The 16,053-nt window shown below is 45.2% G+C and carries 12 protein-coding genes; 11 read left to right on the top strand and 1 reads right to left on the bottom strand.

The window, feature by feature from the left end; genetic code table 11:
- Position 1 precedes the first annotated feature (1 nt).
- From ACIFSR_RS01365 to hisC, 11 genes are all read left to right on the top strand, one after another.
- A complete protein-coding gene (locus ACIFSR_RS01365; protein WP_076266688.1) occupies positions 2-868 on the top strand; it encodes a carbohydrate ABC transporter permease in 867 nt (288 codons plus the stop codon).
- An 8-nt stretch (positions 869-876) separates the two neighbouring features.
- The gene (locus ACIFSR_RS01360; protein WP_430054287.1) at positions 877-2,376 is read left to right on the top strand and encodes an NHL repeat-containing protein; all 1,500 of its coding nucleotides are present in this window, start codon (positions 877-879) and stop codon (positions 2,374-2,376) included.
- Positions 2,373-2,993, top strand: a complete 621-nt coding sequence (locus tag ACIFSR_RS01355) for a Yip1 family protein (protein ID WP_339203708.1) — start codon at positions 2,373-2,375, stop codon at positions 2,991-2,993. Before ACIFSR_RS01360 ends, ACIFSR_RS01355 begins: the two co-directional genes overlap by 4 nt.
- A 14-nt stretch (positions 2,994-3,007) precedes the next feature.
- Positions 3,008-5,584: a DUF5696 domain-containing protein gene (locus ACIFSR_RS01350; RefSeq protein ID WP_430054285.1), complete on the top strand. Its 2,577-nt coding sequence runs from the start codon at positions 3,008-3,010 to the stop codon at positions 5,582-5,584.
- Complete coding sequence (locus ACIFSR_RS01345) at positions 5,584-6,483, top strand: carbohydrate ABC transporter permease (RefSeq protein WP_076266692.1); 900 nt, start codon at positions 5,584-5,586, stop codon at positions 6,481-6,483. The genes ACIFSR_RS01350 and ACIFSR_RS01345 overlap by 1 nt, the downstream gene beginning before the upstream one ends.
- 26 nt (positions 6,484-6,509) lie before the next feature.
- Complete coding sequence (locus ACIFSR_RS01340) at positions 6,510-7,514, top strand: carbohydrate ABC transporter permease (protein WP_076266693.1); 1,005 nt, start codon at positions 6,510-6,512, stop codon at positions 7,512-7,514.
- Positions 7,515-7,575: 61 nt separating this feature from the next.
- Positions 7,576-8,610 carry a glycosyl hydrolase gene (locus ACIFSR_RS01335; protein ID WP_430054282.1) on the top strand — a complete coding sequence of 345 codons (1,035 nt, stop codon included), beginning with the start codon at positions 7,576-7,578 and terminating at the stop codon, positions 8,608-8,610.
- 55 nt (positions 8,611-8,665) lie between these two features.
- Positions 8,666-9,766 (top strand): SGNH/GDSL hydrolase family protein, encoded by a 1,101-nt coding sequence (locus tag ACIFSR_RS01330; protein WP_430054280.1) that lies wholly within the window; start codon positions 8,666-8,668, stop codon positions 9,764-9,766.
- Positions 9,763-11,241, top strand: coding sequence for a glycosyl hydrolase (locus ACIFSR_RS01325; RefSeq protein ID WP_430054277.1), 1,479 nt, complete (start codon positions 9,763-9,765; stop codon positions 11,239-11,241). The genes ACIFSR_RS01330 and ACIFSR_RS01325 overlap by 4 nt, the downstream gene beginning before the upstream one ends.
- Positions 11,242-11,278: 37 nt before the next feature.
- Positions 11,279-13,828 (top strand): beta-mannosidase, encoded by a 2,550-nt coding sequence (locus ACIFSR_RS01320; protein WP_339203700.1) that lies wholly within the window; start codon positions 11,279-11,281, stop codon positions 13,826-13,828.
- Positions 13,829-14,025: 197 nt separating this feature from the next.
- Complete coding sequence (hisC, locus tag ACIFSR_RS01315) at positions 14,026-15,135, top strand: histidinol-phosphate transaminase (protein WP_430054275.1); 1,110 nt, start codon at positions 14,026-14,028, stop codon at positions 15,133-15,135.
- A gap of 86 nt (positions 15,136-15,221) precedes the next feature.
- On the opposite strand, the gene ACIFSR_RS01310 is transcribed toward hisC, so the two are convergent.
- The gene (locus ACIFSR_RS01310; protein ID WP_430054273.1) at positions 15,222-15,986 is read right to left on the bottom strand and encodes a CAP domain-containing protein; all 765 of its coding nucleotides are present in this window, start codon (positions 15,984-15,986) and stop codon (positions 15,222-15,224) included.
- Positions 15,987-16,053: the final 67 nt, after the last annotated feature.

Raw genomic sequence — 16,053 nt, 5'->3', positions numbered from 1 at the left:
CATGAACTTCTCCTTTCGAATCCCGAGGAAACGGGTAAATCGATCGTTCTGGGGCAGCTTCTCGCTTTTTGTTTTGCTTACGGCGTTTGGTGCGTTCATGATCGTGCCGCTAATCTATGCGATCAATAATGCCTTTAAACCGTTGGATGAAATATTTATGTTTCCTCCGACATTATTTGTTCGAAACCCGACCATGAACAACTTTATCGATTTATTTGCATTGTTAGGCAATTCATGGGTTCCTTTTTCAAGGTATATTTTCAACACGGTTTTCATTACCGGCATGGGTATCATTGGACATGTACTGTTAGCGTCGGCAGCTGCTTATCCGCTAGCCAAGCATAAGTTTCCAGGTAAAAGCTTCATGTTCAGCATTGTCGTTTTATCCTTGATGTTTACGCCAGCCGTAACAGCTATTCCAAACTATATGATCATGTCATGGTTAGGCTTGATCGACACGTATTGGGCAGTCATCATTCCTGCTTTTGCTTATTCGCTTGGTCTCTATTTAATGAAGCAATTTATGGAGCAAATTCCTGATGTGCTGTTAGAGGCGGCAAAAATTGATGGAGCAAGCGAATATCGTATTTTCTGGACCATCGTAATGCCAAATGTAAAACCGGCATGGCTGACGCTAATTATTTTGCTTTTCCAAATTCTTTGGGGCAGCGATGGGAATGGCTTCATTTACAGCGAACAGCTTAAATCGCTGCATTTTGCAGCGAATCAAGTTGTGGCAGGCGGTATTGCTCGCGCAGGAGCGGCGGCAGCAGTAGCACTCATTCTGATGAGCGTTCCGATTACGCTGTTCGTTTTCTCGCAAAGTCGAATTATTGAAACGATGGCGACTTCAGGAATGAAAGATTAAAGGGGGGAATGCACTTGTCAGCGAAAAAATGGTTTCTCGTCATCGCGGCGGCTTCCCTAATGTTTATTACCGCAGCGCCTGCACCGGCGACTGCAGCGTCGACGCCATATGAGAGCTACAACTATAACTATTGGGAAGAAGCAGTTCCAGCACCGGCGGCTTATGTACCCAAACTCTCTATATCCGGAGCTGATATCGGCATCGGTGACTTTTTAGAGCCAAAGGATATGGTCGTGTCTGCAAGCGGGCTCATATACATTGTGGATAGCGGCAATGGCCGAATTGTTATTTTAGATGATCAGTGGAAAGTGAAAAACATCATTAACGAGTACGAGAAGGACGGAGAAAAGATCGGTTTTAAAAATCCGTCGGGACTATTCGTTGATGAGGAGGAGCAGCTTTATGTTGCGGATACGGACAACGGGCGAGTTGTCGTGTTATCGAGCGACGGTGAATTGCTTCGAATAATCGAGCAGCCCAAATCTGATGTTTTGGCAAGTGATTTTAAATTTATTCCGTTAAAGGTAACGGTAGATAAAGCCAAACGGGTTTATGTCGTAGCGCAAGGCATCTACGAAGGCATCATGCAGTTTGATGAGAAAGGCCAGTTTATCGGATATGTAGGGACAAACAAAGTGCAGCGGGACTATACGGAAGTCATATGGCGCTTGCTTTCAACCAAAGCACAGAAAGCGCAAATGGTGCTGTTTATTCCAACCGAGTTTTCGAATATCGATATCGATGCCAAAGGATTTGTCTATGCAACGAACATCGATCCTGACTCTAAGGAACCAGTAAAAAGACTTAATCCATCAGGTGAGGATGTGCTGAAGCGCTTCGGTTACTTCGATGTGCTAGGGGATATTTTGTTCAGGCGCGCTGTTGGCCCTTCCAAGCTAATTGATGTGAAGGTACTCGAAAACGGAATGTACAGCGTGCTTGACGGAAATCAAGGCAAAGTATTTACCTACAATGACGAAGGCGATTTGCTCTATGTGTATGGCGGTAAGGGAAATCAGCTCGGTACGTTTAAAATACCGGTCGCCGTCGAGCATTTGGGTGAAAAACAACTGGTGCTTGATCGTGGGAAAAGCAATATTGTCGTATTTGAGCCAACGAAGTTTGGTGCCAGCGTAAACGAGGCGGTGAAGCTGCATTACACCGGTGAGGATAAGCTGGCGGTACCGATTTGGCAAGAAGTGCTTCGGTTAAACAGCAACTACGATATTGCGTATATAGGCATTGGCAAATCATTGCTGATGGAGCGGAAGAACGGGGAAGCGCTCGAGTATTTCAAGCTAGGCATGGACCGCGATAGTTATTCCGTAGCTTACAAAAGGTACCGCAGGGAAGTAATGAAGGAACATTCAGGAACCTTTCTAACAATGCTGATCGTCCTAGCAGCTGCATGGCTTGCGTTCAAGCTGGTAAGCTCTCGTATGAAAAAGAGGAAGCTTATGATGTCGGACTTTGCATCGCAAACCGCTAAGGAGGGCAGATCGCTATGAAGCAGGATTTCATCAAGTTTCCGCTGCATTTAATCGTTCATCCTTTTGACGGCTTCTGGGATATGAAGTATGACGGGAAAGGAAAAGTAAAGGTCGCATTAGCTATTTTGCTGCTCGTCATCGTTTCTGTTATTTTACAAAATCAGTTTGCAGGTTTTCTGGTGAACTATAATGATCCACGTCATTTGAACAGCCTGACTCAGCTCGTTACGATTGTATTTCCTTTCTTTCTTTGGTGTATATCCAATTGGGCGATTACAACCTTAATGGATGGCGAAGGCAAATTCAAGGAAATTGTTATGGCGACGGGTTATGCGCTCGTTCCTATGGTCATTCTTTATGTGCCCATGACCATTGCGAGCCGGTTTATGGTACAGGAAGAAACGGCTTTTTATTATTTAGTCATGTCTATATCCACCATTTGGTTTCTAGCGCTTCTATTTGTCGGTACGATGACGGTTCATCAATATTCGGCGTTCAAAACGATTATTACGATGCTGCTGACGGTAATCGTAATGGGCATTATCGTATTCCTTGGGACGCTAGTGCTGAGTATGATGCAGCAAATTATCGATTTTATTATCAATATTTATCGTGAAATCATTTTCCGTACGTAAAGGAGGCCGCACCCGTGAAAAATCGTAAAAAGCTGGTTGCGGTGCTGGCCTGTACCGCAGCAATTTGTATCTTGGTCTGCTCCGTATTGCTATTCACCAGTCGTGGAGCTAAAGCCGTTAAAGCAGCCGCTTATATGAAAATGACAACTGAGCTGGAAGCTGGAGCCGCAATTAAGGAAATGCCTGATTCTTCAAAAGGTGTGCCAGGCATGCAGCTTGTAGCGGACAATTCCGAATTATCGTTATACTACAGCGCCGAAACGACAGAGGTCGCTGTGAGGGATAAACGGCAAGGCCAAATCTGGTACAGCAATCCGCCCAATCGGAGTGAGGATGCTATCGCATCGGGCTTCGAGAAGGAAATATTGTCTTCTCAGTTGACGGTACTGTTCCGGGATTCAATCGGTACGCTGGATACATTCACCAACTTCACGGAAAGTATCGCAAATAAGCAATTTACAGCTGAGAGCATTGAGAACGGCATTCGTATCACCTATACGATTGGCGATACGTCAATCGGCGTGGATGCCTTGCCAAGGTATATAAGCAAAGTGCGATTGGAAGAGAAGGTGCTCTCCAAGCTGGATGCGCCGACGGCCAAATATGTGGGATTGCGCTATTATCCCAAAGCGGACAATAAGGAAGTATTAGAGAGACTAGATGCGCAGGTTTCCAAGCCGCTTGTATTGAGCAAACTGACGGCGGCATTCGTCAAGGCTGGTTATTCCGATGAGGATCTTGCTTTCGACAATGAGGAAAATGGCGTTGCAGGCGGCGGCGAATCGAGCAAACCAAACTTCGTTATTCCTTTGGAATACCGCATTGATGGCGGTTCGCTGGTTGCATCCGTTCCAGTCAATCAGGTCAAAGAAAGCGGAGGCTATCAAATTCGCAGCATCGAGATGCTTAATTTCTTTGGCGCTGCAGATAAGGAAAACGAAGGATATATGTTCGTGCCGGATGGAACCGGAAGCTTGATCCATCTTAACAACGGCAAGGTAAAGGAAGAGCAATACGTACAAAGAGTATATGGCCTTGATCCGAACGATAACAGCTACCGCCGCGGTCAAGTAAGCGAGAGTGCTAGAATGCCGGTATTTGGGATGAAGGCAGGGAGCGCAGCATGGTTTGCGGTGATTGAAGAAGGTGATGCTGTTGCCAGCATCGCTGCTGATATCAGCGGTAAAAAAAATTCCTACAATTATATTCACAGCAGCTACTCATTGCGTGGAGAAGATGAGCTTGAGCTTTACACAGGCTCAAAGATTCAAGAAATCCAGCTGTTGAGTGAAGAGATTTATAAAGGCGATATTCAAATTAGGTACAGCTTTCTCTCTGGCGATAAGGCGAGCTATTCAGGAATGGCAGAGCTTTATCGTAACAGGCTTGTAGCTGAAAACAAGCTTCAGCCATTAAAAGATGATGATAGGCTTCCATTTTATTTGGATATTCTAGGAACGGTCGACAAGCGGAAATCATTCCTTGGCGTACCGTACAGCTCCGTCGTTTCCATGACATCCTTTGAGCAAGCCTCACAAATGGCTGAACAACTGAAGTCGGATGGGGTTGATCGATTGCTCATGCGTTACACAGGCTGGTTCGGCAACGGCGTCAATCATCAGACACCAGTAAAGCTGAAAGTGGACAGTGAGCTCGGAAGCAAGTCCAGCTTCATTAAGCTAGCGAATCAACTGGAGCAATCCGGCGGGATGTTGTTCCCAGATGTAGCCTTTCAGCAAATTTATCATGATGATGGAGGTTTTGTTCCATCCTCTGATGCATCGCGGTTCGTTACACGGGAGGAAGCAGAGCTTTATCCTTATAACCGAGCGCTTAATCGAATGGATATGCTATTAGGCTCGTATTATTTGTTGTCACCGGCAAAGCTTCCCTACTTCGTTGATACGTTTATGAAGAAATATGATTCGCTTGGCATGCGGGGAATATCGCTGCGGGATCTTGGAAACGTGCTGAGCTCGGACTTCCGTACGAGCAGAGTCATTCAACGCGAAACGGCTAAAAAAATCGTTGAGGATGAGCTGAGCAAGGTGGATGAGCGCGTCGATCAAACGATGCTTACGGGCGGAAATGCTTATGTATGGCCATTCGCAGATCATCTTATAAATGTGCCAACGTCATCCAGCGGCTTCGTGCTAACGGATGAGGAAGTTCCATTTTATCAAATGGTTATTCATGGATATGTCGATTATGCTGGCGGTGCGATTAACTTAGAGGATGAGCAGGATATTCAGCAGCAGCTGCTTCGTTCGGTAGAGCTTGGCTCAGCGCCGCATTTTTCATGGAGCTATGAACCATCGTCTAAACTGAAATTCACTCATTTTGACAAGCTGTTCTCTACCCATTACAAAGACTGGTACGATCAAGCGCTGTCGATGTATAAGGAAGCAAACGATGTGCTCTCCGGTGTGAGAAACGCTCAAATGGTGAAGCATATTCGCCATCAAGACGGTGTCGTAGAGATGCGATACAGCAATGGGAAATCAATTATTGTCAATTACACAGATAAGCAAGTCAGCGTTAACGGAAACAAAGTTGAAGCTCAAAACTATTGGGTAGGAGGTGAGCGTTAATGAATGGATATAAGCTAGCTTTGCGGCACAAACGCTCACTTCTAGGCGTAGCATTTATTTTCCCATGGCTGCTGGGCTTCATATTTATGTTTGCGACACCGCTCATCCAATCTATTAAATTCAGCTTCAGCAAGCTAACGGTGGAACCGACTGGATTTATATTGGAATCGGTTGGCTGGGCGAATTTTAAAGAAGCGTTGTTCGTGGATGCTACCTTCAATCGGATTTTGACCCAATCCGTTTCAGAAATGGTTTTGAATGTACCGATGATATTATTTTTCAGCCTTTTCTCTGCTACGCTGCTTAATCAGAAGTTTCGTGGCAGAATACTCGCGAGAGCGATATTTTTCCTTCCGGTCATACTCGCTTCCAATGCGATTTCAGCTGCAGAAACAGCGGGTCTTATTAATCTAGTAGGCGATTCATCGGTCGTAAGTGAAATGGGTGAAGCTTCTTCCACCTATAATATTATGTCGATGGTCATGATACTTAGCGACATAGGATTGCCGCTATCGTTCGTTGACTACATCGTTCAGGCGATTACTAGAATCTATGAGATTATTACAAGCTCTGGCGTGCAAATTCTTATTTTTCTAGCTGCTTTGCAGTCCGTTCCAGGTGCCATGTATGAGGTGGCTAAGATGGAAGGCGCTACAGCCTATGAATCGTTCTGGAAAATCACATTTCCATTAGTTAGCCCGCTCATTTTGACCAATGTCATCTATACGATTATTGATTCATTCTCGGGCAGCGCAGTTACGGATATGATTTTCTCGACGGCATTCACCACGCAAAACTTTGGGCTCAGCGCAGCGATGTCTTGGGTTTACACGTTGATTATAAGCGTTGTTTTGGTCATTATCGGAGTACTGCTATCGAGAAGAGTACATTACAACTGAGTGATTAACAAAGGAGGAAGCTGCATATGGAGGCTTCACAGGCTGTTCGCAACGAGGACAATAAATATCGGCTGCAGAAAATGAAAAATAAGACGATCGATACGTTGTACGCCATTTTTCGTTACGCGCTTGTTATTGGCATCTCGTACATCATCATTTATCCGCTGCTTATGAAGTTTTCTGTCGCTTTCAAAGACAAAGTCGATATTTACAATCCGACAATTTATATGGTGCCTGTTCACTTTACGCTCGACAACATCAAAATGGCGATGGATATTTTACACTACTTTCCTCTTCTAGGAAATACGCTTGTCTTTGTTATTGTGACTACGCTGCTAACGACAGCTTCTTGCGCGCTTGCAGGGTACGGTTTCGCCCGTTTTAACTTCCCAGGCAGCAATGTGCTGTTCGCTCTGGTCATATTAACGATTCTAGTTCCGACAAGCACGTTGATGGTTCCGATGTATCTTCATTTTAGAAGCTTTGACATACTCGGAGTCATTCATCTTGTGACGGGTAAGGAAGGCGTTAATTTGCTCAATACGTATTGGCCTTCTATTATAACGTCTGCGACGGCAATCGGATTGAAAGCGGGACTGTTCATTTATATTTTCCGCCAGTTTTTTAAAGGAATGCCTAAAGAGATAGAGGAAGCGGCATTGATTGATGGCGCTGGCGGAGTGAAAACATTTTTGAAAATCATGCTGCCGAACGCCGTTCCGCCAATCATTACTGTCGTGCTGTTCTGTTTCGTTTGGCAGTATAATGATACCTTTTTCACTTCGCTGTTCATGAGTGAATCCGCACTTATGCCGATTAAGATTTCGACATTGTCAGCCCAAGCGAATGCGTTGCTTCCAGGTTTGCTGGGGGTAGCGGCCGGAGGCGGTAATGTTAAGGCTGATCCGAACCATGTAGCAATGATTATTGATACGGGTATTTTGCTTGCTATCATACCGCTAATCATTTTGTACTTAGTCGTTCAGCGTTATTTCGTTGAAAGTGTGGAGCGGAGCGGTATTATCGGTTAGCAGGCAGTAGATTAAGTGAGGATATATAAATAGAAATGATAATGAAGGAGAGAAACCATAAATGTTGAATGTGAAGCAGCAATCCCGTTTCATAGTGGAACCTAAGCTCATAAACCCGAATGCAGACGATCATGCGAAAAGGCTGATGACCTATTTATGCGACATTTATGGAACTCGTATATTGACCGGTCAGCAAATCGGTGTAGTATCAACACCTGAGCTTGAAATATTGCATGAAGTGACTGGGAAATACCCAGCTGTTTATGGCTTTGATTTCATGAATTATTCACCCTCGCGCACAGAGCGCGGGGCCACATGCTCCGATACAGACATTGCGATTGATTGGTGGCAAAGCGGCGGCATCGTAACTTTTTGCTGGCACTGGAATGCGCCTAAGGATTTAATCGATTTGCCCCCTGACCGAACGTGGGGCAGCGGTTTCTATACAAAAGCAACGACGTTTGATGTGCAGAAGGCGATGAATGATAAAGAGTCAGAGGATTATAAGCTGCTGATCAGAGATATTGATGCGATTTCCTCCGAGCTGAAACGGCTGCAGGATGCAGGGGTACCGGTATTATGGAGACCTCTGCACGAGGCTTCAGGAGGCTGGTTCTGGTGGGGCAGCAAAGGGGCTGAGCCCTGCGTTCAATTGTGGAAGCTGATGTATGACCGAATGACGAACGTGCATAAGTTGAACCATTTGATTTGGGTATGGAATGGACAGCATGCGGATTGGTATCCGGGCGATGAGTACGTCGATATTATTGGAGAAGATATTTATCCCCCTGAGCAAAATTACGAGTCGCAGCTTGATCGTTTTGAGAAGGCACTCGCTTACACAAGCATGAACAAAATTATTGCTTTGTCGGAAAATGGACCGATTCCTGATCCTGATCTTATGCTGCAGGATCGCGCACTCTGGGCATGGAATTGCACGTGGTATGGCGATTTTGTCTACAATACAGTGAATGGACACCGAGTATATGCCGAGAAGTTTACAGATAGGGAACAGCTTATCAAATTTTATAATCACCCTTTCTCGTTAACGAAGGATGAGCTGCCTGATTTGAAAAATTATCAGCTGCGAGAATAGCGGGTGGATGACATTCATCGCAAGGACTAATACTTGTGCAAGGAGCACGCCATTTATGACTTTGTCGATTTGGAATCACAGAAGCAATCTGCATCGAACGCGGCATAGAATCCAAGAGGGACGCTTGACGGTGGGTTTTATTGGAGGCTCGATCACCGATGCAAGGCCGCGTCATAACTGGCCGGAGCCAGTCATTGCCTGGTTCACGGAGCAATACCCGGATCTGCGTATCACGGTTGAAAATGCAGCGATCGGAGCAACGGGCAGCGATTTAGCTGCTTTTCGCGCCAAACGTGATTTAATTGATACGCATTGCGATTTGGTTTTTATTGAATACGCAGTTAATGATGAAGGCGAGTCAACCTTGAAGCGCAATCGCTCGCGCGAAGGATTAATAAGGCAATTGCTCGCTGATGGCCAGCGCGATATCGTCATCGTATACACGTATTCGCAAAATATGTACAACGCCATTACACAGGGCTTGGTACCGGATACGATTAATGAATTTGAGCGGATAGCAGAGCATTATGAGCTAAGCTCGGTATGGATGGGTTTGTACGCTTTTGAGGAAGTCAAGAAAGGCAAGCTGCGCTTTGAAGAATGGCTACCAGATGGTCTTCATCCGACAAGCAGAGGAAGCTTGAGCTATGGGCAAAGTGTAATTGCATATCTCCAGAAGGAATTATCGCACGCGGATCACGCGGTGGAGGCTGATCAGGTTTCATACTTGATACCAAAGCCGCTGGATACACAATGCTGGGATGATGTATTCGACTTATCTTTTCATCACATTCATACGAGAGGTTCTTGGGCCATAAGGAGATGGCCTCATCTGGAGTGGATCGATCAAGTGCTCGAGACATCGGCCATTGGAGCAGAGTTGTCCTTCTCCTTCGAGGGAAGAGGACTCGTTCTTGGCTTTGACTTCGGGAGAAGCTCAGCTGAGTTTCGATACCGAATAGATGATGGGGAGTGGCAAGTGATGGAGCGGGAGAGGCCATCATGGGTCCAGGATGATGGGTGGTATCGCTTAAGCTGTTTCGGAGATGATTGGGTGAGCGGCCGTCACCGCTTCGAGCTTGAAGTCATTCATGGCAATCGACCAGAATGCACAGGCACTAATTTCCGGCTCGCGAAAGTGGGGATTATCAGGTGACCGCCTTAAGGAGCAGGCGAGTTGTCATTAGTGCGCTGGCTGTCTGCTTAGCGCTTCTAGGCGCCGCTTTAGTCGTTACATTGGCTGTGCTGCCAAGCTCAAACAAGGAAGAACCATTTTTGAAATACGAAGCGGAGTCCGGGCTGCTTCAAGGTACTATGGTTTCTCAAGAAGGGGAGGGCTTCTCTGGCTCAGGCTTCGTTACTGATTTTACGGATGAGCAGGACCAGTTAACGTTTGAGGTTGTTGCTCCAAAGGCAGTATTATACAATGTATGGGTCAGCTACCGGGCGCCAAATGGCAATAAAGTAGCTGGCATTTCATTGAATAATCAGCCCCACGGCGAATTGGTTTTACAGCCCAATGATCAATTTTCGGAGCTCAAGGCAGGGAAGCTGCTTTTACAAGAGGGCACGAATACGATTAGCCTGACTCGAGGCTGGGGTTATTACGATATCGACTATATTAAGCTGCAAAAGACGAAGCCTGAAACGAAACATCAGGTCTCTGGTGAATTAGTGAATGGGAATGCTTCTGCAGAAGCCAAAAAGCTAATGAATTATTTGGTGAAAAACTATGGCAAGTCGATGTTGTCGGGTCAAACCGAACTGGATAATGTTTCTTGGATTGAAAAGGTTACCGGTAAAGAACCAGCGATGGTCGGGTTTGATTTAATCGATTATTCCAAAACAAGAGCAGAGCACGGAGCTATCTCGTATGAAGTGGAAAAAGCAATTGGCTGGCATAAGCAGGGCGGCATTACAACCTTCTTATGGCATTGGAACGCTCCCACCGGCATAATTGACGAGCCGGGAAAAGAATGGTGGCGGGGCTTTTATGCTGATTCGGTAACCTTTGATTTGGAGAAAGCTTTGAGTGACACCGAATCGGAGGAGTACAAGCTGCTGCTAGCTGATATCGATACGATTGCCGTGCAGCTTCAAAGGTTAAAGGACGCCCATGTACCCATATTGTTTAGACCGCTTCATGAAGCAGAAGGCGGGTGGTTCTGGTGGGGAGCAAAGGGTCCTGAGCCGGCAAAGCAGCTTTACCGAATCGTATACGATCGACTGGTCAATAAGCATGAATTAAACAATCTCATATGGATCTGGAATTCGGTCCAGCCCGAATGGTATCCAGGAGATGACGTAGTGGATATCGTTAGTGTAGATAGTTATCCAACCCCTGGAGATCATTCTCCAGCCATTAATTATTTTGATAATCTCGTCGCTCTAGTCAGCAATAAAAAACTTGTTGCAATGACCGAAAATGGTTCCATTCCTGACCCGGACTTAATGAAAGCGTATGGTGCGAATTGGTGCTGGTTTGTCACCTGGGAAGGCGATTATTTAAACGATGGAAAACATAACAGCCAAGAGATTTTGAAAAAAATCTATAATCATTCAAATGTGACAACACTGGATGAACTTCCAGACTTGTTTGGTATGAAGAAAGCTGTAGATAAAGAAGAATGACAGGCGATAGGAAGACACATATTCTTAGGAGGACAAAATGAGAGAAACACAACTAGTGCTAAGTAATTGGAAATTCAAAGCTTGTCAGGAGCAAGAATGGATGGAAGCCATCGTGCCTGGCTGCGTTCATACGGATTTGCTGCGCAATGGCATCATTAAAGATCCTTTCTATAAAACAAATGAGCATGACTTGCAATGGATTGACAAAATAGATTGGGAATACGAGACTCATTTCGACGTAAATGATCAAATGTTAAATGCCTCAAGTATTGAACTCGTATTCGATGGATTAGATACGTATGCAGACGTTTATGTAAATGGCAATCATGTATTGTCAGCAGACAATATGTTCAGAACATGGAAAGCAAATGTAGCGTCTATGGTGAATGCCAAAGATAATGTATTGTTGATTAAATTCCGCTCCCCTGTGCAAGAGGATTTGCCGAAAATCGAGAAGCTTGGCTATAATCTACCAGCTAGTAATGATCAATCAGAACTTGGCGGACTGGGTGCTCAGAAGATAAGTATTTTTGCAAGAAAAGCGCCTTATCATTATGGCTGGGACTGGGGTCCACGATTCGTTACGAGCGGTATTTGGCGTGAAGCTAGACTAGAGGGCTGGTCCGACAGCAAAATTACCGATGTATATGTGAAGCAGGATCAGGTAAAGGCTTCGAAAGCTAGCTTAACAGTAGATGTGGAAATTGAGTCGGAGCATGAATGGAACGGCTTAGTGAAGTTAAGTGCAGGGGGACAAACTTGGGAGCAGGCTGCGCACTTAAAGCAAGGGATCAATGTGATTCAACTGCCTGTTGATATCGAGAATCCGAAGCTTTGGTGGAGCAGAGGACTTGGCGATGCTCATTTATATACATTTACAGCAGAGCTTTGCAAGGAAGAAGAGTTGATAGCTGCAAAGTCCGTTCGTACGGGTCTTCGCTCCATTCGATTGGTACGAGACAAGGATGAGGTAGGAGCCTCGTTTTATTTTGAGCTTAATGGCGTTCCTGTGTTTGCGAAAGGTGCAAACCATATCCCTAATGACAGCTTCATAACAGAAGTAACGGATGAGCGATATAGACATGAAATTGTTTCAGCTGCGGAATCGAATATGAATATGCTTCGGGTATGGGGCGGCGGTATATATGAGCAGTCGGTGTTCTATGAGCTTTGTGATGAGTACGGCATCTTGGTGTGGCAGGACTTTATGTTCGCATGCAGCATGTATCCTGGCGATGAGGCCTTTCTAGAAAATGTTCGCTTGGAAGCAGAAGAAAATGTGAAGCGGCTGCGCAATCATCCTTCCATCGTGCTGTGGTGCGGCAATAACGAGATTGATTCGGCTTGGGCACAATTTGATGAGAAGGGCGGCTGGGGCTGGAAAAAAGAATATACATCGGAGCAGCGCGCTGTCATTTGGTCGGACTACGAGGCGGTTTTCCATGACATTTTACCTGATGCGGTTGAAGCCTATGCGCCAGGAACACAATATTGGCCATCCTCACCGCTTATATCGCTGTCGGGGGACATTAACCAGCATGCGCATCCGCTATCTACAGAGGGAGATGTTCATTACTGGGGAGTATGGCACGCAGTTGAGCCATTCGAGAACTACAACCTGAAAATCGGCCGTTTTATGAGTGAATACGGCTTCCAGTCATTCCCTGAGTATGATACGGTGATGAAATTCGCAACGGAGCAGGATTTGGCTCTGGATTCTAAGGTAATGCGCGCGCATCAGAAGAATGGCGACGGCAACCGTCTCATTAAAGAATACATGGATATTTATATGAGCGAGCCTAAGGACTTCCCTGCTTTTCTTTATATGAGTCAGGTGCTGCAAGCAGAAGCGATGAAGATGGCGATTGAGGCGCATCGTCGCAGCATGCCATATTGCATGGGAACGTTATACTGGCAAATGAATGATTGCTGGCCAGTAGCTTCTTGGGCAGGCATGGATTATTACGGGAAATGGAAAGCTATGCAGTATTATGCGAAAAGGAGCTTCGCCGATACAATGCTGTCTTTTGACAAGACAGATGACGGCGTCATCAACATTCATGCAGTAACGGATTTGCTGGAATCGTTGAAAGGCGAGCTCAGATTATCGCTATACGACTTTGCAGGCGTGTTAATTAAGCAGGAAACCACTCAAGTGTCCATAACAGGAAATAGTGCAGCAATTGTAAGCTCGATAAACGAGCTGGAATGGCTGACAGGCTGCGAAGCAAACCGTGTTGTATTGTATGCAGAGCTGACCCAAGGCGGTAAGCTGATAGACAGCAAGGAACATTATTTCGTGAAAGCGAAAGAACAGAAGCTTGCTTCAGCGGTTATTCGAATTTCAGAGGTTGAAGGCAGCAACGGTACGTCGTTCTCGCTGGAGACGGATGTGCTTGCTAAGCAGGTCTGGATTACTGCAGAGCACGAGGGCATGTTCACGGACAATTTCTTTGATTTGATACCGGGTGTAGCTAAAATCGTAGAGTTCCGCTTGCGCGAAAGTGGAGAAGCAGCAAGTAAGCCAATTGCAGCGGGCAAGGTACAAGCTCGTTCAATGATCGATTTTTTGGCTGAGGACAAATAAAACGAAGTGAAAAAAACAGATAATAGGAGGCGCCTATAAGGGGTGCCTCCTTTTCTTAATGTTCAATACGATACTGCTTGAGCGGGAATATCGTCATTATTTCGACAATCTTGTCTCGCATTAACTCTTTACTGCGAGAAAGGATTAATGTATTATCGTAATAAAGGTTTTGACTTTATTTAGTAAGGGTGAAATGTATGAACGAGAAAATTGAAGTTAAACCACGAAAGGCATTGGAAGTGATGAAGCCCTACTCGCCAGGTAAACCAATTTGGGAGGTTCAGAGCGAATATGGCCTGCAGCATGTAATTAAGCTGGCCTCTAATGAAAATCCGTTAGGGCCTTCTCCAAAAGCGATAGAAGCCATTCAAATCGCCTTGAAAGATCTTCATCGTTATCCTGACAACCAGTCTCAGCTATTGAAGAAAACCATTGCCGATTATTACGACCTGCATGCAGATCAAGTCATTGTTACTAACGGCGGAGATGAGCTCATCACGCTTGTAGCAGAAGCTTTTTTGGATGCGGGTGATGAGATTATTGTGCCGGGACCTACATTCAGTGAATATGAGTTTGGTGCTCAGTTGATGGGAGCTAAAACAATCGTTGTCCCGCTCAATGATGCTTTTCAATATGATGCAGAAGCTATTGTTGCTGCAGTGACTGATCGTACCAAAATTATATATCTATGTTCTCCAAATAATCCAACAGGTACTTATGTAGCTCAAAAAGATTTGAAATATATCCTCGATACAATCCCAAAACGTATCATGGTTATGCTCGATACAGCTTACAGCCACTACGTTTCGGAGGAGCTGTATTCGGATGGAATGGAATTTGTAAGAGCAGGCTACCCGCTCATCGTGCTAAAAACCTTTTCGAAAATTTACGGTCTTGCAGGTATTCGAGTAGGCTATGGGGCTGCCCCTCAGAAAATAATTCAGAGCATTCTTCAAGTGAAGGAGCCGTTTAATGTTAATGCACTTGCCCAGACAGCAGCAGCATCAGCGATCGGTGATGAAGAGCATGTTTTAAGATCGCAAGCACTGGTTGCCAAGGAACGTGAGCGCATGTACGCTTCATTTGACCAGCTTGGAATCAAATATACGCAAAGTATGACCAACTTTGTACTTGCTGAGCTTGGGCCGGAATCGGAGTCCATCTACATGCGTTTAATGGCTAAAGGGATTATCGTTCGCCACGGAAAAACGTGGGGCTTGCCGCTCCATGTGCGTATCTCAATAGGTATGCCGGAAGAAAATGATCAGTTTATTGCCGCATTAAGCGAAATACTTGGTTCGGTTTAGTCTTTAGTAAATAATTATGCCGCGATGTTATTAAGAGCAGCCAACGAGTGGAAATTCGTCGGCTGCTCTTTTTTTGATCGATGCGATTAACCAGTAAATTCTTGAACCCATGCCCCTTTGTAATATCCAACTCCAATTTTAGTGAAACTGGATTTCAAAATATTTGCGCGGTGCCCAGGGCTGTTCATCCAATCCTTCATTACTTGATCAGGAGTAGGCTGGCCTTTAGCAATATTTTCACCAGCAGAACTGTACGTAATATTGAATTGTTTCATCATGTCGAAGGGAGAACCATAAGTTGGTGAATTATGATCAAAGTAGTTGTTGTTAATCATATCCTGTGCTTTAACCAAAGCCATTTTGGATAAAGATCCATCCATGCTGAGTGCAGGCAACCCTGATTTCGATCGTTCAGAATTGACGAGTTGGAGCACCTGCTGTTCATATTGTCCAGAGGAAGAAGGAGCTTTCTCCGCTGGATTTTGAGTCGTTGGATTTTGAGTGGTCGGGTTTTGAGTTGTTGGATTCTGTGTCGTTGGTTGTTGAGCTGGGTATTGACCTGGGTACTGAGACGGAAATGGATAAGGATACTTATTCACGAGTCCATTTGCTCCATCGCCCAACAGCCAATCTGGAATGTTGTTGTACTGCGAGCCCTTCATTGAAACGGTAGGATTCTTCATCATCGGTGTAGAGATTGAAGAGGCCTGGGTTGTGTGTGGAGTTGACGTAATAATAGGTGTTTTGGTTGATGTGTAACCAAGAGCAGAGTGCTTATTGGTTGACATCCTTGGATTTGACGAACAGCCTACAGCTAAAATAAGTAAAGCTAAAATGAAAAATTTCCGCATGTACATACTCCTCAACGTTAGAATAGTGTGCTTGCTACCCGATATATAATTTCCTGACCAAGCTGTT

The sequence above is a fragment of the Paenibacillus sp. NRS-1760 genome (assembly GCF_050467785.1).
GTDB lineage: Bacteria > Bacillota > Bacilli > Paenibacillales > Paenibacillaceae > Pristimantibacillus.
Note: the sequence above shows the minus strand (reverse complement) of the source record. Positions and strands in the feature narration are given on the sequence as shown.

Bases quoted from the DNA above. Each gene is read 5' to 3' on its own strand.
- ACIFSR_RS01365 (WP_076266688.1), top strand. From the start codon at position 2: ATGAACTTCTCCTTTCGAATCCCGAGGAAACGGGTAAATCGATCGTTC.
- ACIFSR_RS01360 (WP_430054287.1), top strand. From the start codon at position 877: ATGCACTTGTCAGCGAAAAAATGGTTTCTCGTCATCGCGGCGGCTTCC.
- ACIFSR_RS01355 (WP_339203708.1), top strand. From the start codon at position 2,373: ATGAAGCAGGATTTCATCAAGTTTCCGCTGCATTTAATCGTTCATCCT.
- ACIFSR_RS01345 (WP_076266692.1), top strand. From the start codon at position 5,584: ATGAATGGATATAAGCTAGCTTTGCGGCACAAACGCTCACTTCTAGGC.
- ACIFSR_RS01340 (WP_076266693.1), top strand. From the start codon at position 6,510: ATGGAGGCTTCACAGGCTGTTCGCAACGAGGACAATAAATATCGGCTG.
- ACIFSR_RS01335 (WP_430054282.1), top strand. From the start codon at position 7,576: ATGTTGAATGTGAAGCAGCAATCCCGTTTCATAGTGGAACCTAAGCTC.
- ACIFSR_RS01330 (WP_430054280.1), top strand. From the start codon at position 8,666: ATGACTTTGTCGATTTGGAATCACAGAAGCAATCTGCATCGAACGCGG.
- ACIFSR_RS01320 (WP_339203700.1), top strand. From the start codon at position 11,279: ATGAGAGAAACACAACTAGTGCTAAGTAATTGGAAATTCAAAGCTTGT.
- hisC (WP_430054275.1), top strand. From the start codon at position 14,026: ATGAACGAGAAAATTGAAGTTAAACCACGAAAGGCATTGGAAGTGATG.
- ACIFSR_RS01310 (WP_430054273.1), bottom strand. From the start codon at position 15,986: ATGCGGAAATTTTTCATTTTAGCTTTACTTATTTTAGCTGTAGGCTGT.